The sequence below is a fragment of the Neochlamydia sp. TUME1 genome (assembly GCF_000813645.1).
Lineage (GTDB): Bacteria > Chlamydiota > Chlamydiia > Chlamydiales > Parachlamydiaceae > Neochlamydia.
Window position 1 is genome coordinate 1 of the sequence record NZ_JRXI01000147.1, and the last position, 23,801, is coordinate 23,801.

A 23,801-nucleotide genomic window follows, 5' to 3' on the forward strand; every position below is an offset into this window, starting at 1 on the left:
CTATCTCTATGCCGGATGCCATTTAGGCAGTAAACAGGTTGCCCCTAAATTTATCCTGGAAGAGCTTTTAACCCCCAGTTTTGACATCATCTTTACGCTTTCGACACTTGGACCAATAGTTCACTTTCGTTCGTCTCCTTAGCCCTCACCTGATATGTTTATCATACCTTTTCCTTAACGCTCACCACCTTGGCTTTTGACCAAAGCAGCTTAAGGCGGTTTGAAATCCCTTCCTGCAAAGCGATTTCGAGGAGCCATTTTCCCTCATCTTTCATATAGTTACGCACATCTATAATGTGCTCGTGGCACACAAAAACCTGCTAATCTTTAAATCTTTAGCCTTTCCCCTCTTCCCTTCTTTACCAATAAAGATTGCATAGAGCTTTACTAAAAATGTTTATGAGCGACTTAAGAGTTAGTAGAGTATTTTAAAAATGGAAGCACAAAGTGCTCTTCCTTATAGATGAAAACTCTTTGAAAAAATAAAAACCTTACTTAAAATAAGCCTTGATTGTTACCTTAACACTCAATATTTGTATCTAATCTTTACTTTGAAAATAATGAATAAATGTACGGACAAAGACCCATTTTTAAATAGACAAGCTTTAAGCCTTAATAATATGATGGTAGCAGAGAGAGGGGCAGGCAAATGGAGACGAATCATTATAAAATGGAACCAAATCTGTCCTCACGATTCTATAGCAAGAATCCAGCATTGTTATGCCGCGGTTATTCATACCAAAAATATGAATATTTATGGAGATGATGAAAAATCTCTTTTAGCTTGGAAATTTGGGGCACTTACTCTCCTCAGCCCAATTTTTTATATAGCCAAAACTATCTTTCACCTTTTTTTCCCAATATCTATTTACAAATATTACACTCTTGAAAAGAAAAACTGGGAAGCACTAAAGGCTAAACCCCATCCATTGAACCTCCCACCTTCTCTCCACCAAAAACAACCAAAGTTAATAAGACTCATTTTAAAAAACTGCTTAGATATTTGTAGAACTCCTCTTTATGCTTTGACTATTTCTATTACATCTTTAGGAACCCTTATTTTATCCCTTTTTAATTCGAACTACTTATATGAAGGGCGAGAAATTCTAGGAAATTTACAGTTATCCCTTAATTGGGAACGGCAAAAACCTTATTATTTTGAAACCATAGCTCCATGTATGCTCCCTATTGATAACCTGCAAGATGTTGCCTCTAGACGCTCCTACACACAACGTGATACGGATTATGAAGGCCCACCAGGTACTCTTGTGCATGGGCTTAATAATTTGGCGCGCTGCCATGTTCTTTATTGGAAAAGTTTTAACAAGAAAGAAAAAACTATTGAGCCTTATAGGAGCAGCTTTTTAGAGAAAAAATCTTTATAAATTCAATAAAGTCTTAAAAAATAGGAAGGACTAGATCTCTCGACTTAAGCCGCTTTACTTGTATTGTTTTAACAATCAAAGTAAAGCCAAACAAGGTAGTAATAGTGCAAACCACTAAACCTGATGTAGAAAGAGGTATGTGGTAGACAGTTAAAATATGGCGTGCCAGGGCGACACCTATAACTGAGGCTAGACTACCTAAAGCAGCAGCTAAAAATAACAACATTTTAAGATTGTGAGTTATAAGCCTAGCTGTTAATACAGGGCCCGTAATAAAAGCCAATACTATTAAAACCCCCACCGCTCTAAAAGCTCCCATCGTAGTAGCTGCCACCTGAACCATGAGTAAATAATTAAAGAACACCGTCGATATTCCTAAAGCCTTGGATAGATAGGGATCAAAGGTAGTAATCTTAAATTCTTTAATAAACAAAATGATTGAAAGAACATTTAAAAACACAATAACCCATACAAATTTACAATCTTCCTTTTGCAAAGCATCTACATTTCCCATTACGACTTCTATACCTACATGGGCATTACGTGTCAACAAGGTAACTAACACGATTCCTAAGGCGAATAAGCTGGTAAATACAATGCCCATGCTGGCGTCTTCTTGTAGGCGGGCAATTTTAGTCAGGCAGTCAGTTAATAAAGCAGTCAATAAGCCTACAGCCAATGAAGCCAAAAGCATGATTTTAATATCAATAGGAGAATAATAAGCCTCATTTTCTAATAAACTGTTTTGCGTCAATACAAAAGTAATCACAATCCCTAATAATATTGTATGAGATAAAGAATTGGCTAGCATTGTCATTTTACGCAAAACCAGAAAAGTTCCTACTAAAGCTGCTGAAATGGCCACGCCTATTAACACAACCATTTGAATTTCATCCGAAACCATTTCACTTAAAGAAATTTTACCAACAATAAAACTGTATAGACGCACGAACAGCTGCAGAAAAAAGCCAAAAAAGTTTTGGTTGGTATAGGGATTGAAATAGGTAGAGTTTATACTATTCATAAGTTAATTTGGGCAGGAATAAGTTGATGATGCGGGTCTTGCTTGGGATCATTTAATAATATGATTAATTTATCTTCCAACTCAGGAGTGATAACATGCTCCATCTCTTCAGCATTCAAGTGTACTTTTTCTGCCCCTATTCCTAGATAATCTACCAGATAAACCTCCCAAAGGCGATGCAAGCGAACAATTTTAGCCGCCCAAACATTTCCTTCTTTGGTTAGCTGATAAGCTTTCTTGCCAGCTTTTACCATCCAGCCATTGCGTACAAGCCGCCAGAGAGCAAAACGCAAATATAGCTTGGAAGCACTTTGATGCTTGGCAATTTGCTCAAAAGATACAGGATGGGGCCCTTGAATGCGCCAAATAGCTTTAAGAAGATTTTCACACATGCAGCGGTGGCGGAATTTGGCTATGCGTAGTACCCGTAAAAGCACACCTCGCTCAGGAGCTAATAGAAGGGAAAGCAAGCAAATACAAGAGGAGACTAAAACAACCATAGGACCTGTAGGAAGCGCTAACCGAGCTGAAGGATAAAGAGAAGCTAAATAGTTAGAAATTTCTATGGAAAGATAGTTGCCCAAATACCCACTAATCAACCCAAAACAGGCTGCCCAAACAAACATTATTGAAAGCCTGTTCGTGTATTGCCGAGCTGCCGCTGCAGGGCTAATCAACATAGCAGACATTAATACTACACCTACTGAACGAATGCCAATTACCACGGCTAAAACGATCAAGACAAAAATAATAGCATCGATTCCTGAGACATTTATTCCTAGACTTTTGGCATAATCTTTATTAAATAAAATAGTTTGTATCTCTTTATAAAGAAAAATAAGGGTTAAAGTAATCAATAATGCCAAAGTCCCATAAACGAATATATGGATATCTGTCATGGTAGCAGCTTGGCCGTAAAGATAGACTTGCGCCTGTCGATAAAGAGTGGAAAAAGAAAATTGAACATGGCTAGCCAACGTTAGGCCTATCCCAAAAAAAGCCGCTAAAATAAAACACAATGCTGAATCGCTAGGGACCTTTAGAGAGTTTTCTAACCAGCGAATAGCCCACAGTCCTCCTAAAGCTGTCAGTCCAGCGGCTACCATAATCAGGCTGGCCACCACCATCTCTTGATCTTCACCTAGGTGAAGTATTCCTGCCAAAATAACACCTATCATCACACCTGGGTAGGCTGCATGTGAAAGACTCTCTCCTAGTAAAGACTCTTTACGTAAAAAAACTAATACACCTACTAGAGAAGCTCCTAAACACATCAGCATCGAACCAATTGTAGGAGCTCTAAGAACAGCGTCGGTAAAATAATAGTAAGGTGAGTTAGCAAATAACATATGTTTATGAAGCAGCTCCCTTGATTTTATCTTGGGATAATTTCACTGCTTCATCAAATAAAGAAAAGCTTTTGCCATAGGTAGCTTGTAAATTATCAGCTTTAAATATTTTTTCCACAGGACCACATGCGACTAAACGCATATTAAGTAATATGGCCCAATCAAAGTAATTTTCAACATTGTTTAAATCATGATGGACAATAAAAACACTTTTTCCTTGAGCTTTCAGTTGAATTAGAATTTTCATAATAATTTTTTCTGTTGCTATATCTATGCCAGCAAAAGGTTCATCCATAAAATATAAATCTGCTTCTTGCAACATAGCACGAGCAATGAATACCCGTTGTTGCTGCCCACCTGATAGCTGGCTAATTTGCCGATCGGCATAAGCTCCCATTCCAACCATTTCTAGATAGCGATTGGCAGCCATTCGATCTGCTTTACGCGGCCATCTCAATAAGCCTAGCCTTCCATAACATCCCATTAAAACCAAATCGCGCACTGTAATGGGAAAATCCCAATCTACACTTTGACGCTGGGGAATATAAGCAATCCTTTTACGGGCTTCTTTTAAAGGCAAACCAAAAAATTCAATTTTTCCTGAAATAGGTTTTATTAGCCCTAGAGCAGATTTTATAAGAGTACTTTTGCCAGCGCCGTTAGGACCTAGAATACCTACAAGCAAACCTGGAGGCACTTTAAAATTAATATCCCATAGTACAGGTGTTTTGTCATAGTTAACGGTAAGCTGATGAGCTTCTAGTACGGAAGGTTGTGTCTGCGGTTTTTTCATCCATCAACCTTTAAGCATTTTTTAATCCAATCGGCATCATGGTGAATCATTTTCTGATAAGTTTCCCCACTAGAACCAGCAGAACCCATAGCATCAGCATAGAGACAACAAGGAGCAATAGTGATGTTTAATCCTTTTTCCTTACCTGCTGAAATGATTTTACGAAGAGAATCCTTGCTAACATTAGATTCTGGAAAAATAACCTGTATTCTATGTTTAGAAAGATAATCTATAATCTCTTGGATATGGCTGGTACTCAATTGACTCTCAGGTGCTAAACCTTCTGGGGACGCAACCCTTTGAACCCATTTCCCATTTATTCTCTCTTCTTGTGTAGCTAGATAAGCTCTGGCAAAATAGTTAAATGCATCATGACTGGTTACTAAGTAACGCTTCTCAGAAGGAATTAGCCCTAGCTCGTATTTAATCTCTTGATCACTCTGAAGTAAATCCTGCATAAGTTTTTCACCATTAGCATGAAATACCTCAGCGTGCATGGGATCATTAATGCTTAATACTTCAACAATATAGGGAATGATTTTTGCCCATATAGCCATGTCCATCCAGATATGAGGATCAATCTGCCCTTGACTATAAATTACTAAAGAAGGGTAATCTTTAATTATCTTATTTCCTAAACCCACTGCCTTTTTATTACTCTCTAAGAATCTTTGTAAGCTGGGTCCATGTTCTAAACCTAATCCATTGTAAAACACCACATCTGCATAAGCTAACTTTTCATCATCCCCTTTCACAAGCTGATAAGTATGTGGATCTAGATCCCCTCTCATTAGGGTTAAATTATCGACATGTTCTCCCCCTACTTGTTGCACGATATCGCCAATCATGGCAATGGTCGACAAAGCTTTAATTTTACCATTCTTTAGACCAAAACCCTCTCTTTCTATACGACGATGCTGGTCCTCAGAGGTACAAGCTACCATCAGAAACACGCTCATCCATATACCCATTTGTAGCCACGATTTCATGAATTTTGCTCCTGAGCCATTTGACGCAAAAAACTAAAGGTATAGATGCCTTGATTGCAACCAGACGTAAAATAAATGCGTAAAGCATAATGCCCTACCCTTTCAATAGTAGAGACTCGCAGCTCGTCGCGATTAGTTTTTTTATCCCCTGCTTTGTTTTCTACGCTTTTTTCTATACATCCAGCACAAGGACAACGACGTTGCAAATCAGACAAATAGAAGTCTGCCATTAAGCCATCGCTCCATTGCAAAGTAAAGGTAGCGGGATCTTTTTGAAAAAACTTTTCCACTTCCGCAGTTTCACGCTTTTTTATTTCTACTAATTGTTCCATCACTTTCTTTGCTAAATTTATAAAAATCTTACTAATCGCTTGGGCGTCTGGAGTCTTTTCCTCAAAAAGTGAGTTCCCTTTATCGCCACTATGGGAAATTTCAGAACTTATCGGGATTTGGCCTAGAAGAGAAAAGCCTGCTTCTTTAGCTAAACGCCCCCCTCCCCCTTGACCCAAAGGATAAACACGTTTTAAATTTGGGGAGATCTGATAATAACTCATGTTTTCTATAACACCTATGATAGGAATTTTCATTTGATAAAACAGGTCCATGGCTTTTCTTACATCCATTAACGCAACTTCTTGGGGAGTTGTCACCAAGATGGCAGCATTCAATTGAGCATTTTGACTCAAGGTTAGTTGAATATCACCCGTTCCCGGTGGAAAATCAATTAATAAAAAATCTATTTCTCCCCAATCTACATTTTTAATGAATTGTTGAACAATAGTGTTGGCGATGGGAGCACGAATGGCTGCAGCTTCATCTTCGCGCCTAAAATAAGCCATGGATATAACCTTAACTCCCTGGCATATAGCTGGTAGAATACGTTCATTGCATTGCTCAGGCATTTTATCTTCAGGTAACATGCGACGGATGGAAGGACCGTAAATATCAGCATCCAGTATTCCCACCTTAAAGCCTAAATCCTTTAAAGCTCTTGCAAGGTTAACTGTGACGCATGATTTTCCAACCCCGCCTTTCCCAGCAGCAATACCAATAATAGCATGCACAAAATTTGCCGAAGCCTTAGAAGTAGCTGGAAACATAGGTAGTGGCATGATGCACCTAGCATATAAGGTTTTACAGACAAAGGAAGTCGCTAGCCATTCTTTAAAAGCATATAGTACTAAATGAACAGATTACCTTCAAACTTTTAAAAAAACATATTCTTACTCTACTATTATTTGTACGGGTATTAATGAGGCAGAAATTATATGTTTATGAATAAATTTTAGGTTGCACAAAATTCATATAAATCTATAATTTTCATTAGTAAATAAAGAAATCAAAACTTTTCCTCTTCCCGCTCCCCTATAAACAAAGTTTAGGAAAAATCAAGGTTTCAGAACGCAATAAAAACCAGCGTTATTTATAACTCTAACGAAAAATAAAAATTAAGTAGGTATATCAATGAGTACAAACTCAAAATCCGATTCAAAACAATTGGAAAGTCTTATTCAAACGGCTGTTAAGAAGTTAGGTGCCAAGAAGGAAAATGATATTTGTCGCTACATTCCTTCTTCAGCAGGTGGCTACATCCATCATTTTACCATGCGTAAAATGAAAACAGAAGATCCTGAACAGCTCACTGATATGATTTTAAAATACATTATCAATGTCGACAAACCGTCTTCGGTAACACCCAAGCAACGAGCTGCTAGAGGCTCACGCAAGCGTAGAGATCAGATTCTATTTTCCAAACAGGACATTGAACGCATGTTAAACATGGCCCGCTTAGCAGGTGATAAAGAAATGATTCGTAAACTCACTCCAAAAAAAGACTTACGTTCTATTAAAAGAGAGCTCATTGCATCAATCAGGCACGGTAAAGTTGAACAAGACCTTTGGGCATCTTATGTTGAAGCCATCAGCTTAAACAATAATCTTGCTGCCTCTGCCAACTCCTTGGCCCCTCAATATAGCTAAATCATTAGGCCTTCGAAATGTACATGATTACTTATGCTTCGAAGGCTTTTCATCCACTTATCTTCTCTTTTATATTTTTAGCTTTTAAACCTAGCCCTGCTCAATCACAAAATTAAACATATTTTATCTCTTCTCAAGATTTTCTTTTAAACACCTTAGCAAAGCTCCTTTCCGCTTCTAAGAGCTTTGCATTTACTCCTAACAAAAGTTCAAAAGGTTGCTATATAGTGAAAGATAGACTCAACCCTGTTTTCAAACAATTCTTCAACCTATCATAGGTTAACAAGGCCATATTTTTAGATAGATAAACCCGCATTGTCTAAATGCTTTTTAAAGCCTACGGATTGCAGAATTTCAGCGTAAATTATAAACCTAACAAAAAAGCCTGCCCCTAGCCTATTATTTAAGGTTTAGCAAAAGCTTTTTTACTCTAACCTACTTTGTGAAGCCACATTGATGTAAGTTATTTTAACAAAATGAAAGTAAGTTGTGGATCATAGCCCTCTTTCCAACCCCTTATCCTTTCCCTTCTTTACTCTTGCCTATTAATTAAAAATGTTTTACATTGTGCATTCTCATTATAAACAAAAGTGTTTTTTATTAAATTCTTAAGTGTTACAAGTGGATGCTAATTAAGCACATATAACGCTTATTTTACAATCAGAGGTTTTGATATATGGCACAAAATGCTGGACAAGAATTTAGTAAGGCGCGGTCATTTTTTTGGCCCGTCCATAACTATGAGCTTAAAAAGCTTTTACCTATGTTCTTGATGTTTTTCTTTATTTCTTTTAACTATACTATCCTGCGTGATACAAAAGATACGCTAATTGTAACAGCTTCTGGAGCTGAAACCCTTCCTTTCTTAAAAGTATGGGGTGTGGTTCCTGGTGCAATTATTTTCATGCTCTTGTATGCTAAGCTAAGCAATATTCTTAGCAAAGAGGCCCTTTTTTATACGGTCCTTGCACCATTCTTGGTCTTTTTCGCTCTTTTTGCTTTTGTTCTCTATCCCAATAGAGAGATTCTTCATCCCACGACCTCAGCAGATTATTTGCGGTCAATCCTACCTGCAGGTTTAAGCGGCTTAGTCGCTTGCTATAGAGATTGGACATTTTCTCTGTTTTATATCTTAGCAGAACTATGGGGAAGCGCCGTGTTATCTTTGATGTTTTGGGGCTTTGCCAATGATATCATGCGTGTAACTGAAGCGAAGCGTTTTTATACTCTACTTGGCCTTGGAGCAAACGTTGCTTTACTTGTTTCTGGCCCTACGATTGTCTATTTTTCTAACATCCAGAGCCGCATTCCCGCTGGTGTAGATCCATGGCAAGTTTCTCTTAACTATCTAATGACTTTTGTTGTTTTAGCTGGTGTATCGGTGCTTGCTATTTACTATTGGATGAATAGAAACGTTTTGACAGATCCACGCTTCTACAACCCAGAAGAAGAAAAGAAAGGAAAAAAATCTAAACCTAAAATGGGTATTTTAGAAAGTTTTGCTTTCCTAGCTAAATCCAAGTACATCCTCTGCATTGCTTTGCTTGTCATTTCTTATGGTATTTGCATTAATTTAGTTGAAGTAACTTGGAAAGGACAACTTAAGCTACAATACAAAAATCCTAATGATTACAATGCTTTTATGGGCATGTTTTCTACCATCACAGGATTGGTGACAATTATAATGATGTTCTTAGGCGGTTGGATTACCCGCAAAAAAGGCTGGGGCTTTGCCGCTATGGCAACACCTATTGTTTTATTAATAACAGGGATCGGTTTCTTTTCTTTTGTTATATTTAAGGACCACCTTGCCGGCTTCATTAGCTACTTTGGCACTACTCCACTCATGCTAGCAGTAATCTTTGGCATGATACAAAATATTATGAGTAAATCGACGAAATACTCTTTATTTGATCCTACCAAGGAGATGGCTTACATTCCTCTTGACCAAGAATCTAAGGTCAAAGGCAAGGCTGCTATTGATGTGGTTGGTGCGCGTCTTGGTAAATCTGGAGGTTCTTTTATTCAACAAGGTCTGCTTGTTGCCTTAGGATCGCTAGCCGCCATCACTCCTTATGTAGCTATCATTATGACCTTCTTTATCCTTATTTGGTTAGCGGCAGTAAGATCGCTAAACCGCCAATTTATAGCTTTAACTCATGAAAAAACTGATACTTCTGAAGGGTCTACTCTGGTAGAAACAGAGGGAACTGCAAAAATATCGGGTTAATTTAAAACTTGGCCTTAATGCAAGCCACCTGCTTGAACCTCTGTTCAAGCAGGTGGCTTTCTTATTTATGGAAGATTTAAAAGAAATCAATATCTATCATTTGTTTATCTAGCCTCTTTTTTTAATCCATGCATCCTATAAACACAGCTAGCACTAGATAAGATAAAAAATAACAATAGATTTATTGATTAGAGTTTACTTATATAACCACTAATCTAGCCTTTTTAGACTTCAAGGGTAACCGCATTGATTAAAGTCGGGTTAAGCGACAACTTGGGGTTCTCTTTCAATTTTATAGACAGAATGACCTTTTCTTTGTTATCCTATCTGCTTACCCTTTTCTATCAAATGAAAGCTTTAAATAAGGAAACGAATTGTCATGGAAAAACAAAAGCGCTGGCAATTATATCTGATATTAGCGGTCATCATTTTGACGCTATTCAACATTTTGCCAACAATTTTTTACTATACTAAACCTCTTAAATCCCCTATCGACGCAACTCGTGCCCAAAAAATTGCTGTTGCTATCGCCAATAGGACGAATGAACTTGAGCAGGATGCTACTGATTGGCTGCATTCGTTTGCTAAGCTACTAGGTGTAAAGCCTCGATCTATCGAGCTACAAAAAAACAATCCTCAATATGTTGAAGTAAATTTTAGTAATGCGCAAGATGCTTCTCTTTTCAGGCGTTTTTTACCTAGAGCTGGAGCATTAATCCCGTTTGTGCCTGCTCAACTCGAGCTGTATCCTCAGGTAGAGGAGCAAGACACAAAAGTCATCGTTTCTCGAAAAGTAAACATTCATTTTAATCCACAAGATTTACAAGAATTTTTTCAGTATGCTTACAAACAAAATGCCGAGGGGCAAATTACTGACTTTTATCGTCAATTAGTTGAAGACCGCGTGGCTCAGTTAGCTCTAGCTTTTGGCAGCACAAGCAAACCAGCCACCCTTTTGCAAGCAATTAAAGATAATCCTACTAGCTCTTACGATGATCTTGTGCTCAACCTTGCCACTGAAATTGTAGAAGCAAATAAAGCCTTACAAGCTAATCAGGCAATGGCTAAACGTTATTTTGCTAGCTTTACACAGGTGGGTTCTCCCTCTAAGGATAATCTAGTTAGCAAATTTTTATCTCGCGCAGAAGCTCTGAAGGTAGGCTTAGGAGCTAAGAAAGAAACCTTGACTCAAGAAATAAAAAAAGCTGAAGAGAGCAAGCAAACAGTTGATTCTAGCCAACGACAAGCTTTAACTCTTTTAGAAGGACAACGCCATACTTTAAGCCAAGCCATTTCTATCCTTCACCAGCGGGCAGCTGATTTTAAAGTTAGCCAACAAGCTTTAACGCCAGAAAAAGTTAAAGATTTAATCCAAACTAGCCAAAAAGCCTCTAAAGCTAATGATAAGTTACAAATAGTCTCCCTAAATGGAAGTAATCCTTTTGTCCAAGGGCTGGTTATTGATTGGTCAAATGAGAAAATCTTTCTTCAACTTTATCCAGATATTCAAGCCATCCGCCAAGCTCCTAGCAGAGATGAAGAAGCTGATGTCCAGCGAGATAAAATAAACAATTTAATAATCAACGATATAGCACGTGCAGGCCGTTTAACGGATGAAAATTTAATACCTTGGGAAGAGACTTTTGGTGTTAATCTTTCCCAATTAACCAATCCTCGCAGTTTTTTAGCGTTAAATTTAACAGCCGTTGCTAAAAAACAAATCCAGCAACTGCTGAATCAGTTAGAAGAAATATGGCTACCAAAACATGCTGAGCTAACCCGTGAAGCCTATCCTCTGAGAGACTATGCTTCGTATACAAAATCAAAGCCTGAAGAGCAAAAGCTAGGCTTACTCGTATACGCACCTTCTGCACAGCAGAGCCCTACCTTACCAGGTTTTAACAATGGCTCTATCTATGTGATTGCTAGAGGAATGGATAGCATCATGCAAAAATATCGCCAAATGCCCGATTCTCCTGAAAAACAAGAGTTTCTTCATGATATCGAGCAGCTGCATTATACCTTGCAAGCAAATGGTTTCGTAGGCTATTCAGGGGCCACCTTCGGATTGCCTGCCGAATTTAGCAAAGATTATATTTTTGAGCTTAATGATTACTATGATACCTTGCTTAAAGCTACACGCGAAGATTTCTATGCTAAAGGCAGCAAGCGTCACGCTTTGCTAGACTTTACAGATGTCGAGCAGCGCATGCTAGCTATAAACGCTATCGAAGATCATCAGCAAGAAGACTTACTTAAATGGGAAGAAGAATATCGCTCTGCTCAGGTAGACTTGGATATTACTAACCATTATCTAGTTCCTGCCCCTACCAAAAACCCCTACTGGCAAAATTTCAAGCTTAGCATCGCAAAATTTTTCCGCGGTGATGATCGCAAGATTCTTAAGCTTGGCTTAGATCTTTCTGGGGGTAAAACAGTGCGCATAGGCCTCAGAGACCAAAATGGGCGAGAAGTCACCAATCCTGAAGATTTAAAGCAAGCTGTTAATGAATTATATACACGTATTAACAAAATGGGGGTCTCAGAACGTACCATTCACCTAGAAGGCAATAACATTGTTTTAGACTTTCCTGGCTCGCAGAATATGTCAGCTACGGATCTTGTTAAAGCTTCTGCCATGTATTTTCATGTAGTCAACGAGAAATTTACTCCTAACAATCCTGCTTTAAAAGAAGCTGTCAACCAGTTTTTACAAAATGTATGGAATGAAGCGGTAGTTACTAATCGTACAGACATTGATAGTGTGAATGAAATTGCCTGGCATCATTTAGGAGGTGACTTGGCTACAGGTGAGCTGACAGGCCCACGTTCAGAATATGCCACTCTGCTTTATGAGAGCGGCTTGCGCCTAGCTGATCCTAAGCATAAGGAAGTAAGCAATACTTACAACGATACGCTTTCTTCAGTAGCCATTTTACGTGGTAAGGATTTTTCAGAATGGAATAACCAAGCCCATCCCTTGCTAATAGTTTTCCACCATTATGCATTAGAGGGTTCTAGCCTAACAAACATTCAAGTGGGCTATGATTCTTCTGAAGGAAATACACTTTCCTTCAGCGTAAAAAGCTCATATGATGGTTCACGCATAGGCAGCCCACGAGATGACTTTTATACCTGGACCTCACAATTTGCCGAAGATAAAATTGTCGGCACTCCCAAAGAAAGTTATTCTCGAGGAAAAGGGTGGCGTATGGCAGTGGTTTTAAATGGGACGATCATAAGCTCTCCCAGCCTTCGTGCCGCTCTAAAAGATTCTGCGCAGATTACTGGTCGCTTCACCCAACGTGAAGTTAATCAACTAGCTGCCGACTTAAAAGCTGGATCATTAAGCTTTACACCAAAAATTCTTTCAGAAGAAAATGTAAGCCCTGAACTAGGTCAAGAAGAACGCACTCGAGGAGTAGTAGCCTCTGTTGTAGCACTTACTTTGGTGGTTATCGCTATGATTGGCTATTATCACTTCGCTGGAGTAGTCGCTTCTACAGCTGTTCTTTTTAACATCCTCATCCTTTGGGGAGTGATGCAAAATATCGGCCAGCCCTTAACATTGCCAGGACTGGCGGGTATTGTCCTCACCATTGGTATGGCAGTCGATGCGAATGTGCTAGTTTTTGAAAGAATTCGTGAAGAGTTTAAGCAATCCGGACGTTTAGCTTCAGCTATTCAAGCCGGCTATCGTAAAGCTTTTAGTGCTATTGTTGATTCTAATATCACTACCATCATTGCTGCCCTCATTCTTATTCAATTTGATTCTGGACCCGTCAAAGGTTTTGCTGTAACTTTAATCATTGGGATTATCTCCTCTATGTTCACGGCCCTGTTCATGACGCGTTACTTTTTTGCTGGGTGGGTACAAAATCCTAAGCATAAATCCTTGTCTATGTCCCAGCTAATCGGCAATACTCACTTTGATTTCTTAAAGCATGCTAGAAAAGCTATAATAATCTCTTTAGCTATGATAGCAATAGGAGGCTATTTTTTCTCTGTGCAATATAAAACAATGTTGGGTATGGACTTTACGGGCGGATATTCATTAAATGTTGAACTTGAAGAAAAGCCGGAGGAAGTAAACTATCGTCAGTTGGCAGCAGAAGCTTTACTCGCCCATGGAGCCACTGCTAACGATTTCCAGTTACGCACCTTAAGTAAGCCTAATCAATTACGTATTCAATTAGCCACAAGCATGGAACAAAAAGGCCATCCTTTTTATCAATTGCCCGAAACCTTCGTGGAAGACAAGTTTGCTCATGAATACCAAAAAAATCCTCGAATTGTTTGGCTGGTTAATACTTTGACAGATGCAGGATTAAATGTAGCTTCTTCACAATTGGACCAGTTGCATGCTCATTGGACAGTCATTAGTGGTCAGTTTTCCGAGGCCATGCGTAACAATGCGGTCATCGGTTTAACCATTGCTTTAGCAAGTATTTTGCTATACATTACCTTCCGCTTTGAATTTAAATTTGCCCTAGGAGCTGTAGCAGGGCTAACCCATGATGTGATTATTACCCTAGGTATTTTGGCAATTTTTCAAGCAATGGGCTTTGCCGTCCAGATTGATTTGCAGGTTGTAGGAGCCATTATGACAATTATTGGTTACTCTTTAAATGATACAATCATTGTATTTGATAGAATTCGTGAAGATATGAGGCTTATGCGTAAAATGAAGTTTAAGGATATTGTTAATCATGCTTTAAACATTACTTTGAGCCGTACGCTCATGACTTCGGGTACTACTCTACTAGTCTTGCTATCATTAGTATTGCTAGGAGGCCATTCTATCTTTGCCTTCTCACTAGTTATGACGATTGGTGTCATAGTTGGTACACTCTCTTCACTATTTATCGCATCCCCAGTAATGCTTTATATTCACAATCGTGAAATAAAAAAATTAGAAGAGGAAATGCATCCTACCAGAAGGCTATCTTCTTAGAAAGAAGGCTCTTTTAAGAGCCTTTTATTGCTTAAACAACTCCCTAAAATCACTTGGCTAAAGGGATCTTTTTGGAGTTGTTTAAGATTCTAAGGGTCCAGTATAAGACCTTCTTTTTTATAGCAAAATTCCTTCAAGTAAATAAGCCTACCGCCGATAATTTCATAGACGCCCATGGAATATTTGCAAAAGAGTTCGGAATTATGGTTTTTAATAACTCCTTTGGTCTGAGAGTTAAAAAAACTCTTAGTTTTTAAATTTACCCATCGATTAGCTAAGAGCTTTTTCCCTTTCTTTCATAATTTTTTATGCAAAAACAACCTCTTTAGTAATTATTAAGAAAAGGGCAAAAGATGAAAGCGGCAACCTTTTGAATATGAGGCCAATAAACTCAAACTTCTTAGGTTAAAATGAAGCTATCCCTGCTGCATAGAGAATCGATAAAAAATGCTCAACCTTTTTCTTTTCTGCTTAGTCATACGCTGCTTGTATAGATTTCTTGACAAGAGCTTTTTATAAAGCTAGAATGAAGATTATCATCACCAGGACCATAACTGAATGCATTCCATTTTCCACCATCAAGAAGCACCTGTTTGGATTTATCCGAAAATCGACAACGAGTGGAAAGAACTTATTACTAAAGAATTTAAGATACACCCTGTCACCGCTCAAATCCTCATTGCTAGAGGCTTTACCACGTTAGAGCAAATTCATGACTATCTTTATTCTAAACTCCCTGATCTATACGATCCTTTTTTGATGCCAGAAATGCAACAAGCTGTGGATCGCATTAGCCAAGCCATTAAAAATAAAGAAAATATCCTTATTTATGGGGATAATGATGTGGATGGGATGACAGGCACAGCTTTGCTGACTGAATTTCTACAGTTTGTGGGCGCTAATGTATTCTTCTATGTCTCTAATCGGGGCACTAACCGCCAAAGCTTGATAGTAGAAGCCTTAGAATATGCGCTGAAAAATGAATGTAAACTATTGATTACCGTAGACTGTGGAATTACAGCAGCTACAGAGATTGCCAAAGTCGTGGAAAGGAATGTCGATGTAATCATCACTGACCACCATGAGCCTACCGATAAAATACCCCATTGCGTGGCTACCCTTAATCCTAAGTTACTCAATAGCTCCTATCCTAATCGAGACCTAACAGGTGTAGGTGTGGCTTTTAAGCTAGCGCATGCAGTCACTCTCCAAATGGTAGCCGAAGGGCTTATCTCCCCTAAAAAAATTGATCTTAAACGTTATCTGGACCTGGTTGCTCTGGGAACGGTGTCTGATATGGGCTCTCTGCTTGGCGAAAATCGCATTCTTGTAAGTTATGGTTTACGTCAGCTTAAGAAGAATAAACGCATTGGCCTAGCTAAACTCATTTCTATATCCGATGCAGATTTGAACGAGCTTTCCACTTTTATGATAGCCTCCAAGCTAGCTCCTCGCTTAAACAGCTTAGGACGTATTGCTGACCCCCAGAAAGGCGTTCAGATGCTTTTGGCACGTAACGTTATTGCAGCTGAGAAACTTGCTGTAGAACTCGATCTTAACAATATGGAACGCCAAAAAATTGAACGTACCATGTCTTTAGATATTGAAAATACGGTAGCCATACATCCTGAAATTTTCAAAAATAAAGCTATTGTTTTACATTCTGATAAATGGCATCCAGGAGTAATCGCTATCCTATCTACACGTATTTCAAAGCAATACAATCGCCCAACTGTCATGATTGCCATTGATCATGGGGTCGGTAAAGGTTCTTTGCGCTCTATTCACGAATTCCCTCTTCTTAATGTATTAAAAGATTGTTCCGATATTCTTGTCAATTTTGGAGGACATGATTTTGCGGCAGGCTTAACAATTAAAGAGCAACATATCGAAGAGTTTAAAAGACGTTTTATCAAGGCAGCCGATGAGAAACTACGTGATCATGATGTAATGGCCAAACTGATGTTGGATGCAGAAGTTAACTTTCATGAGCTTACCTTTGATTTTATGGAATCCATTCGCCTACTTGAGCCTTATGGCAATGAAAACCCTCAGCCTATCCTTTATACCATCGCCAAGCAAGCTTGGCCTCCCAAAGTGGTAGGTAAAACACATCTGAAGCTCTATCTAGAGCAAGATGATCGTATGTTAGAGGGAATCGCTTTTGGACAAGCTGCACAAAGTCCTCTTCTGCGTAAAAAGAATTTAAAGCTACGTATAGCTTTTACTCCACAGATTAATAATTTTCAAGGCCCCAGCATCCAACTGCTGATCCGAGATTTCCAAATTATTGATGAAAACAAGCCATATGTCTGAGATTCTCGTTGGCAAGGTGGTTGCTCTTAACTCTGAGGGGCAGGGAATCGTTCGTGAAGACAACTTGGTTATTTTTATCCCTTTTACTACTCCCGGCGACACGATTCGCTATCATATTGTAAAGCGTAAAAAAAACTTTGCGACAGGAAAATTACTAGCTGTGCTTAAACCAAGCTTGCAACGAGTAAAACCCCTTTGCCGTTACTATGGCGAGTGCGGTGGATGTCAATTGCAACATCTAACTTATGAAGCTCAGTTAGAAAACAAACGCCAGATTATTGAAAATGCTTTAATACGCATTGGAAAATTTTCAAAGCTTGCGGTTTTACCTGTGGTTGCTGCTCAGATGAACTGGATGTATAGACGTCATATCACCCTCAAAATTATTCCCCATCAAGGGTTTTTTAGGGCAGGCTATATAGCTATTGATAACCAAACTCTGCTACCCATTCAACATTGCCCTCTATTCCTTGCCGAAGATAATGTGGCCCTTGCCGAAGTGCAGACCTTGCTAGGGAAGATATCTTCTCAACAAGCTACTGAAGGAAGAGCAACTCTTTTTAAAACGGAAGTAAACCAATTAATTTTAAGTTTAAATTTTGAGAAGCTTAATAAGATAGAAGCAGAGATTATCGAAGAATTTTTAAAACAATTTCCCCGCTGGAAAGGAGTCATAGTAAAGGGAGGATCAAAAAAATGGGTGTGGGGTGATCCCACCAACTTTCTCGAGGTCGGACACTTAAAATTTCTTTGCTCCCCTGAAGTCTTCATACAAAATCATGCAGAGCAAAGCTTAAAGATCTATCAGCAAATCATTGATTTGTTTTCTAAGAAGAAGCAAGCTACCATTCTTGATCTTTATTGTGGCATTGGTATCTCCTCTTTACTTTTAAGTCAACAAGGCCATCGAGTCATTGGAATAGAATACAATCCTCTGGCGATCGCTATGGCCAAAGAAAATGCCTGCCTTAACAGATTGACGACCCCTCAATTTATTGAAGGAGATGTGGAAAAAGTCTTACAAAAAGAATTGCACGAGCAGCACGCCGATATCATTATTCTTAATCCTCCCCGCCAGGGAATTACGCCGGCCGTCGGAGTAGAAATTTTACGACGTTGCCCACAAGAAATTATTTATGTTTCCTGTATGCCTTCTACTCTTGCTAGAGATCTTTCTCTTATCTGTGTTCAAGGTTATAGAATCTCCCTTATCCAACCTTACGACATGTTTCCCCAGACAAGCCATGTTGAAACTCTTGTACATTTGATACGTGGCTAAAAATAAGATTAGCAATGTTAACATACAGGCTCTTGTGATGCCCCTCCCATTGAAGCATGAGGGAAAAATTTATGGTAGACCTATTTTAAACGATTTTAATGGGGAAAGCTGTCAAAAAAGAGTTAGGAGCTCAGCTAAAAGGGTGCCTGTTTGATCTAGATACTTGCAAGAGGCAAAGTAACATCTTTAGAAAAACAAAGTCCTATCTCGTTTCAAATTAATAACAGCACTTCTTGAGCATTCCGCCCTCTGGCAAAGATACGATTAAATCATTTACTTGCTAGATAGCTCAAGAAGCTCTTCATCTTTCTGCAATTTCTCACTAGCATACTGAAGCGCCCAGCCATCTTGCTTAACAGCCTCAAGAACGACTTTCCTATCGTTCTGAAGCTTTTGGCTAGCATACTCAAGTGCCAGACCGTCTTGCTGAACAGCAATAATTACAACTTCTCTATTATTTCGAAGCCCCAGGCTAGCATGTTGAAGGGCCCGACCATTACACTGGACTGCAGCAACTACAACTTCTCTATCGTTTTGAAGCTTTTGGCTAGCATATTGAAGAGCCCAGCCGTTTTGCTGCACAGCAGCAAGAATAATTTTTTTATCATGCCGAAATTCTTGGTTAGCATACTGAAGCGCCCAACCGAATTGCCTAACAGCAGCAAAAACAACTTTTCTGCTATTTCGAAGCTCGGGACTAGCATACTGAAGCGCCCAGCCGAATTGCCTAACGGCAGCAAGAACGACTTCTTTATCATTTTGTAGCTCTTGGCTAGCATACTGAAGCACCAAACCCTTATGCTGAACAGCAGCAAGGACAAATTCTCTATTATCTCGAAGTTCAGGACTAGCGTACTGAAACCCTAAATCGTCTTGCTGAATAGCAGCAAGAACGACTTCTCTATCATTTTGAAGCTTTAGGCTAGCATGCTGAAGCGCCAAACCGCTATGCTGGACAGCAGCAAGAACGATTTCTTTATCATTTGAAAGTTCTTGGCTAGCATACTGAAGCGCCAAGCCATTTTTCTGAACAGCAGTAAGAACGATTTCCCTATCGTTTTGAAGCTCTGCGGGAGCAAATTGAAGGGCCAGGCCATTTTTCTGAACAGCAGCAAGAAGGGCTTCCCTATCGCTTTGAAGCCCTTGTAGGGCAGATCGAAGCGTTAAGCCATCTTTCTGAACAGCCACAAGAGGGGCTTTCCTATCTCTTTGAAACTCTTTGGTAGTAGGCTGAAGGGTCAAGCTATTTATCTGAACAGCAGCAAGAGGGGCTTCCCTATCCCTTCGAAGCTGTTTGGTAGTAGGCTGAAGTGTCAAATCACTTTGCTGAACAGTGGTAAGCACAGATTCTCTACCATTCGAAAAGTGGGAGTCAGCCTTCTTAAAGGCTTTGTTATTCTTTTGAGCAGCAGTATGCCCAATCTTTTTATCAACTTCTTTCTTATGAGCAACGTCCCAAATCCCCACCAGTATATTTCCTAATACAGGAATTAACAAAACTACACATCGTCTAAAACTTTTTTGATTAAGATGAGCATAGTAAGGATCTTTGGTCTCTTTTTGCTTAAAGAGTAAAATAATAGTTTTTTGAAAGATATCGATTAAATTAGTCACCGTGCTAAAGATAGGTACGTAGTCAGCCTTATGATCTATAAATAGGCAGACTCTAGATAAAGAATTCATTTGCATGGCACCTTATATTGTTTATTAACCTAATGTAGAGGTTATCTTTTTTTAAATAAATAGTTAAATTTAATGACAGAAATTTCTAATCTATTTAAAAACATTTATTTCTTAAACGCTCTCTAACTACAAAAAATTAAAAATGCACTATCCGAGTATAAGCTACACTGTAATTATTGAAAATCTTTTAGCAAAAAATGGGATAAACATTTCTTAATTTCAATCACATTTAAATATACCCTTCATGGGCATTGTTGCGTAAATGATAAGAAGCGTAGACGATAAGATTGCTCTTTAACGCTTAAGAGCTATAAAATTTAGTTTGCAAAAACAAGAATATAGGCAAGCTATCAAAAAAGCTCTCTTCCCTTACCACATACATAATTGGCCCGATTATAACAAAGCTTTAGTACAAAGAGGAAGCATAACTTTATGGTCCTAAGAATGAATCCATTAAAGGATGAAGGAAAAATATAGGTTTAAAGGAAGAAGGAGCGCCCAAAAATTTACTCCGTTGCCGCTATCCTCTGCATACTGATGATTAAAGCCGTTTATCATTTGCCCCTCCTGAGCCCTTCTAAGGATTTTTCTTAACATTGATTGTCTTGCTGGCCTCCAAGGCTGCCTTTTCCTTGCTATACCCGCATCTATAGGCGCGCTAAAAAGCTTGAACAGGAATTTGAAGGAGCCAAGCCTTAAAGTGTCTGACAAACGCAGCCTTTACTTCCTCTCGGATGAAGGCCTATGGTAAAGGAGAGTGGAAAGTGCGCCAGCCTGGCAAAGCAAAGCGGAGGACTTGGAGAAAGATTTACTTAAGCATTTGTCCAGATTCGCATGAAATTATTTTTAAGTAAATTGGCATAAAGTAATAAAACTGTTGATTTAGTGGCGAGCCAAATGATCCCCAATCTGCCTAAGAGCACAAAAGCCGCTTATGGAGATAGTGCTTACGATAAGCGAGCTTTCTATCGATCATCTTATTTTCAAAATATAGATCCTTTAGTACCTCCAAGAAGAGAAGAAAGATTTAAAGCCAAGAGACAGACAAGCTGTGAAAGAAAGAAATGATGCCTTAAAGCCCCTTAAAGATTTAGGAGAAGACAATGAGGCCAGGCATGTGGAAAGTTTGCGGCTATCATCGAAGATCGCTTGCCAAAAGAGCGATATACCGCTTTAAAAGAAACTTTAGAGGAGATTTTCGCTCTAGGAAGCTAGCCTAACAGCGAGAAAAATCGTAACTTTAAAAAACTTATGTTTATATAAATAAAAAAGAAATCAACCTTCCACCAAGCTAGCTCTCATCGTAAAAGCAAGCTTTTTATTAAGTATATGACTGCATAAAAAGTTGTCCGAAAGCGTATTATATGCTACATCTTTGGCGATGAATAAGATGGCACAGCTTGTCATGCTCGAGAAGCCATGTCCAAAGAGCAGTGGATGCTAACTTTGGTGATAAGCTTAGTGCAAGACTCCTCTTTAAGCAGGCAAGCTATTAGACCATTTACATAGCAAGGCTCCTTACGCCTATAAAACAAAAATTCTTTCTCTATATCCTTAAAACTTTCTAGGTCAGCAATTTGCGCTTTTAATATTATAGGTGAGGAAGCAGATATTTTTTCAGCTATGGCCTAAAACGCTGCTTTAATTCATCTGGTATGTTTTCCAGCAGATTTCCGTCTAACTTAAAATCCAAATCTTCAAAGCACAGTGCTATCTCTGCAGGAAGGGCAGTGAGATGGTTATTATTTAAGGGAAGCCATTGCAGCCGCGAAAGCTACCTTATCTCTGAAGGGAGGGTGGTAAGTTAGTTATGATTTAAGCAAAGTAGATAGATATGAGAAAGCTGCCCACTCTCTGCCAAAAGAGACGTAAACTGGTTGTAAGGTAAGTGAAGCTCTTCTAGCTGAGAAAGGTGCCGAATCTCTGCCGGAAGGGAGGTGAGCTGATTATCGAATAAGTAAAGCCTTTTCAGCTGAGAAAGCAGCCCTATCTCAGCAGGAAGAGAGGTAAGTTGGTTACCCTCTAAGCAAAGGTATTCCAGCCGAGAGAGCTGCCCTATCTCTGCCGGAAGGGAGGCAAGCTGGTTGCCCTTCAAGTAAAGGTTTTTCAACTGGACTAACTGTCCAATCGCTGCAGGAAGGGAGGTGAGCTGGTTGTTGTTTAAGTGAAGCCCTCCCAGCTGGGATAATTGCCCTATCTCAGCAGGAAGAGAGGTAAGTTGGTTATCCTCTAAGCAAAGGTATTCCAGCTGAGAAAGCTGCCTTATTTCTGCAGGAAGGGAGGTGAGCTGGTTGTTGTTTAAGTGAAGCCCTCCCAGCTGGGATAATTGCCCTATCTCAACAGGAAGGGAAGTAAGCTGGTTGCTGTTTAAGTAAAGCTCTTGTAGCTGAGAAAGCACCCCTATCTCAGCAGGAAGAGAGGTAAGTTGGTTATCCTCTAAGCAAAGGTATTCCAGCTGAGAAAGCTGCCCTATCTCTGCCGGAAGGGAGGTAAGTTGGTTGTTGTTTAAGTCAAGCCGCCACAGCTGAGAAAACTGCCCTATCTCTGGAGGTAAAAAGGTTAGGCTAATCTCGTTTAAATATAACTCTTCAATATCTTGGCCATATCTTTCAATCCACTCTCTGAAAAGCTCTCCTTTTTTTGCTAGAGGCAAATACCTAATTTTTTCTTGCTCTAAGTATTTTGTGCCATCAGAAAGGTTTTTCCACATTAAGAGGCGGTTAATATTTATAAGATAAGAAGAATAATTAGCCAGGTTAAAATATCTTTTTTCCTCTGTTTTCCACTTAAATTCTAACTCTACAGGAGAAAGTGAGTTAGCTAAACTAAAGATCTGCTTGAAGATAGCATTTACCTTTGCTGTTTCAGTAAGCTCTTCTTCTAGCTTATAAATCCTATCTAGAATAAAAGTCTGTTCTCTAATATCTCGTTGAGGAAAATGTATCTTACCTATTTGCTTATAAAGAGAGGGCATTATTTCTGCGTTCACCAGATGTCGCCATCTTGTACAAACGCTAACTAAGGCAGGCGAGGTGCAAACCGTTAAAATAGGAGTTAGTATTTCATTAGGTAAATGTTCAATGGTAATAGAAGAGTTAGGATTCATGGTATAGCCTCTTTTAAGCTTTATGCCTATTTTATTTACTTTTTAGGCACTTTTATATATATAAAAAAAGCAAGATAGGCAAGAAAATGTAAGAAGGTGCCCGGAAACCTATTTTTGAATTTGCTTTCATTTTATCAAAAAGCGAGAGTTTCGGGATACCTTCTTAAAAGCATATTAGATAGCTCATATGAGGAAGATAGAAACCAAGCTGAAGGCCTCAGCCGTATAAATTTATCTGTTTTAAAAGGCGTACAATGAATCTATTAAAAGCTGGTGCAAAAACAAAAGCAGAAATTAAGGGAAGAAAATAAATCCTGATGGAATCGAGATTACATGAGGAAAATGTAAAACGGTAAGTAAAATCTTTATGCAATTTCCCTGCAGAACAGAAGTCTCCTTTGCTTTAAATTAATAATAGCATTTCTGTTGAGTACTCCCTCTCTAGCAGAAGCACAATTAATCATTTACTTGTTACATAGCTTAAGGAACTCTTTATCTTTCTGAAGTTGCTCACTAGCATAACGAAGTGCCATGCCATTTTGCTTAGCAGCGGCCATGACGACTTTCCTATCGTTTCGCAGTGCTTGACTAGCATATTGAAGGGAGCAACCCTGTTGCTGAACTGCGGCAAGCACCACCTCTTTATCATTCTTAAAATCTTCTCCAGCATACTGAAGTGCCAGGCCGTTTTGCTGGACGGCCGCAAGCACAAT

The 23,801-nt window shown here is 38.9% G+C and carries 12 protein-coding genes and 3 pseudogenes; 7 read left to right on the forward strand and 8 right to left on the reverse strand.

The annotated features are described in order from the left end of the window. The first annotated feature begins 560 nt into the window (after positions 1-560). The gene (locus tag DB41_RS07330) at positions 561-1,385 is read left to right on the forward strand and encodes a hypothetical protein (protein ID WP_155117611.1); all 825 of its coding nucleotides are present in this window, start codon (positions 561-563) and stop codon (positions 1,383-1,385) included. Between the two features lie 13 nt (positions 1,386-1,398). Here DB41_RS07330 and DB41_RS07335 read toward each other — a convergent pair whose 3' ends face one another. The 5 genes and pseudogenes from DB41_RS07335 to DB41_RS07355 form a co-directional block, all read right to left on the reverse strand. Next, a complete protein-coding gene (locus DB41_RS07335) occupies positions 1,399-2,409 on the reverse strand; it encodes a metal ABC transporter permease (RefSeq protein WP_052243997.1) in 1,011 nt (336 codons plus the stop codon). Beyond that, a complete protein-coding gene (locus DB41_RS07340) occupies positions 2,406-3,758 on the reverse strand; it encodes an iron chelate uptake ABC transporter family permease subunit (RefSeq protein WP_039386014.1) in 1,353 nt (450 codons plus the stop codon). Before DB41_RS07340 ends, DB41_RS07335 begins: the two co-directional genes overlap by 4 nt. Positions 3,759-3,762: 4 nt before the next feature. Further along, positions 3,763-4,512, reverse strand: a pseudogene (locus tag DB41_RS07345) (metal ABC transporter ATP-binding protein); the annotation flags it as partial. Positions 4,513-4,547: 35 nt separating this feature from the next. Next, positions 4,548-5,540, reverse strand: a complete 993-nt coding sequence (locus DB41_RS07350; protein ID WP_039386019.1) for a metal ABC transporter solute-binding protein, Zn/Mn family — start codon at positions 5,538-5,540, stop codon at positions 4,548-4,550. Continuing rightward, positions 5,537-6,652 (reverse strand): P-loop NTPase, encoded by a 1,116-nt coding sequence (locus DB41_RS07355; protein ID WP_080502452.1) that lies wholly within the window; start codon positions 6,650-6,652, stop codon positions 5,537-5,539. The genes DB41_RS07350 and DB41_RS07355 overlap by 4 nt, the downstream gene beginning before the upstream one ends. Before the next feature lie 352 nt (positions 6,653-7,004). Between DB41_RS07355 and DB41_RS07360 the strand changes: the two genes are divergently transcribed. From DB41_RS07360 to rlmD, 5 genes and pseudogenes are all read left to right on the forward strand, one after another. Next, on the forward strand, positions 7,005-7,520 hold the full coding sequence (locus DB41_RS07360) for a hypothetical protein (RefSeq protein ID WP_039386021.1): 516 nt from the start codon (positions 7,005-7,007) through the stop codon (positions 7,518-7,520). Positions 7,521-8,196: 676 nt separating this feature from the next. Then, positions 8,197-9,678: pseudogene (locus tag DB41_RS07365) on the forward strand (NTP/NDP exchange transporter); the annotation flags it as partial. 451 nt (positions 9,679-10,129) lie between these two features. Next, entirely contained in the window at positions 10,130-14,704 is a 4,575-nt protein-coding gene (locus DB41_RS07370) for a protein translocase subunit SecDF (protein ID WP_039386024.1), read from the forward strand. 558 nt (positions 14,705-15,262) lie between these two features. Continuing rightward, the gene (recJ, locus tag DB41_RS07380) at positions 15,263-17,020 is read left to right on the forward strand and encodes a single-stranded-DNA-specific exonuclease RecJ (RefSeq protein WP_039386029.1); all 1,758 of its coding nucleotides are present in this window, start codon (positions 15,263-15,265) and stop codon (positions 17,018-17,020) included. Next, positions 17,013-18,299 carry a 23S rRNA (uracil(1939)-C(5))-methyltransferase RlmD gene (gene rlmD / locus DB41_RS07385; protein WP_039386030.1) on the forward strand — a complete coding sequence of 429 codons (1,287 nt, stop codon included), beginning with the start codon at positions 17,013-17,015 and terminating at the stop codon, positions 18,297-18,299. The genes recJ and rlmD overlap by 8 nt, the downstream gene beginning before the upstream one ends. A gap of 273 nt (positions 18,300-18,572) precedes the next feature. On the opposite strand, the gene DB41_RS10840 is transcribed toward rlmD, so the two are convergent. After that, positions 18,573-19,982 carry a DUF4116 domain-containing protein gene (locus DB41_RS10840; RefSeq protein ID WP_052243998.1) on the reverse strand — a complete coding sequence of 470 codons (1,410 nt, stop codon included), beginning with the start codon at positions 19,980-19,982 and terminating at the stop codon, positions 18,573-18,575. 725 nt (positions 19,983-20,707) lie between these two features. Between DB41_RS10840 and DB41_RS11710 the strand changes: the two are divergent. After that, positions 20,708-20,812: pseudogene (locus DB41_RS11710) on the forward strand (IS5/IS1182 family transposase); the annotation flags it as partial. Between the two features lie 974 nt (positions 20,813-21,786). Here DB41_RS11710 and DB41_RS10845 read toward each other — a convergent pair. Both DB41_RS10845 and DB41_RS07400 read right to left on the reverse strand, forming a co-directional pair. Then, a complete protein-coding gene (locus DB41_RS10845; RefSeq protein WP_052243999.1) occupies positions 21,787-23,088 on the reverse strand; it encodes a leucine-rich repeat domain-containing protein in 1,302 nt (433 codons plus the stop codon). Positions 23,089-23,552: 464 nt separating this feature from the next. Next, positions 23,553-23,801: DUF4116 domain-containing protein (locus DB41_RS07400; RefSeq protein WP_155117612.1), on the reverse strand; the 249-nt coding region annotated here is incomplete at its 5' end.

Excerpts from the sequence above, each read along its gene's own strand:
- DB41_RS07330 (WP_155117611.1), top strand. The coding sequence starts at position 561 with ATGAATAAATGTACGGACAAAGACCCATTTTTAAATAGACAAGCTTTA.
- DB41_RS07335 (WP_052243997.1), bottom strand. The coding sequence starts at position 2,409 with ATGAATAGTATAAACTCTACCTATTTCAATCCCTATACCAACCAAAAC.
- DB41_RS07340 (WP_039386014.1), bottom strand. The coding sequence starts at position 3,758 with ATGTTATTTGCTAACTCACCTTACTATTATTTTACCGACGCTGTTCTT.
- DB41_RS07350 (WP_039386019.1), bottom strand. The coding sequence starts at position 5,540 with ATGAAATCGTGGCTACAAATGGGTATATGGATGAGCGTGTTTCTGATG.
- DB41_RS07355 (WP_080502452.1), bottom strand. The coding sequence starts at position 6,652 with ATGCCACTACCTATGTTTCCAGCTACTTCTAAGGCTTCGGCAAATTTT.
- DB41_RS07360 (WP_039386021.1), top strand. The coding sequence starts at position 7,005 with ATGAGTACAAACTCAAAATCCGATTCAAAACAATTGGAAAGTCTTATT.
- DB41_RS07370 (WP_039386024.1), top strand. The coding sequence starts at position 10,130 with ATGGAAAAACAAAAGCGCTGGCAATTATATCTGATATTAGCGGTCATC.
- recJ (WP_039386029.1), top strand. The coding sequence starts at position 15,263 with ATGCATTCCATTTTCCACCATCAAGAAGCACCTGTTTGGATTTATCCG.
- rlmD (WP_039386030.1), top strand. The coding sequence starts at position 17,013 with ATGTCTGAGATTCTCGTTGGCAAGGTGGTTGCTCTTAACTCTGAGGGG.
- DB41_RS10840 (WP_052243998.1), bottom strand. The coding sequence starts at position 19,982 with ATGAATTCTTTATCTAGAGTCTGCCTATTTATAGATCATAAGGCTGAC.
- DB41_RS10845 (WP_052243999.1), bottom strand. The coding sequence starts at position 23,088 with ATGAATCCTAACTCTTCTATTACCATTGAACATTTACCTAATGAAATA.